This is a genomic window from Anoxybacillus ayderensis, assembly GCF_000833605.1.
Lineage (GTDB): Bacteria > Bacillota > Bacilli > Bacillales > Anoxybacillaceae > Anoxybacillus > Anoxybacillus ayderensis.
In genome coordinates this window covers 1-1,107 of record NZ_JXTG01000051.1, presented here as the reverse complement: position 1 = coordinate 1,107, position 1,107 = coordinate 1, and the positions used below count along the sequence as shown (strand labels likewise).

The following is a 1,107-nucleotide window of genomic DNA, read 5'->3' as shown; positions in this document are numbered from 1 at the left end:
ATGGAAATGAACTTACAGCGAAGCGAAGAACGATTTCGCGCCATTTTTGAACAAGCGCACGAAGCGATTATTATTTGCGACGATTTCGGAAACATTTTGCGCGCCAATCCAGCCGCAAGCCGAACGTTTGAACTGCCGCTTCACGATCTCGTCCATGCGAACTTATTGCAGTTTATCGATGAAAAAAATAAAAAAGTGCGTCGCGTGTTGTGCCAATTTTTCCGCGACGGACAAATTCGTGATGAACTGACGTTTCATATGCCAAATGGCGAAACAAAACAGCTTGAATTTACATCGAAAAAAGGCGCCATTAACGGCTACCATTTAACGATTTTTCGCAACGTCAGCGAACGAAGAAAAATGGAGAAGCAGTTGCGCGAACAAGAACAAAAGTTTCGTAGCGTATTTAATCACGCGATGGACGGCATCGTGCTCATTGACGATAAACAGCGCATTTTTGATGCGAATCCTGCCGCCTGCCGCATTTTTGCCCTTCAAAAAGAACAGCTAATGAAAAAGAGCTTACATACGTTTATTGCAAGCAACGATTTAAATAAATTTCACATGTGGCTGAGAAATGAAGAAGAAGAAAAAGAGTTTGCGCTCATCGACGGAGAAGGAAAGAAAAAAATTGTGGAATTATCGTTTAAGCCAAACATTATTGAACATGTCGGGTTAATGATGGTGCGCGACATGACCGAGAAAAAAGAAATGGAAGAACAGTTGCGCAAATCAGATACGTTAAACGTCGTCGGGCAACTAGCAGCAGGCATCGCTCATGAAATTCGCAACCCGATGACAGCGTTAAAAGGATTTATTCAACTATTGCAAGGAAGCATCGGCAATGATTGCGAACAATATGATATGTACTTCCACGTCATTATGTCAGAATTAAAGCGCATTGAGTCAATTATTACTGAATTTCTCGTGTTGGCGAAACCGCAAGCCATTCATTATGAACGAGGCGACGTGGTGAAAATTATGCAAGAAACGGTCGATTTATTAAGCGTGCAGGCGACGATGCATAACATTCAAATTAAAGCGACGTATGAACAAGTGCCGCTTATTTATTGCGAACCGAAACAATTAAAACAAGTGTTTATTAAC

At 41.6% G+C, this 1,107-nt stretch carries 1 protein-coding gene; it reads left to right on the top strand.

Features of this window, described 5'->3' with window-relative positions; all coding sequences use genetic code 11:
* Positions 1-1,107: PAS domain S-box protein (locus JV16_RS14810; protein WP_042536457.1), on the top strand; the 1,107-nt coding region annotated here is incomplete at both ends.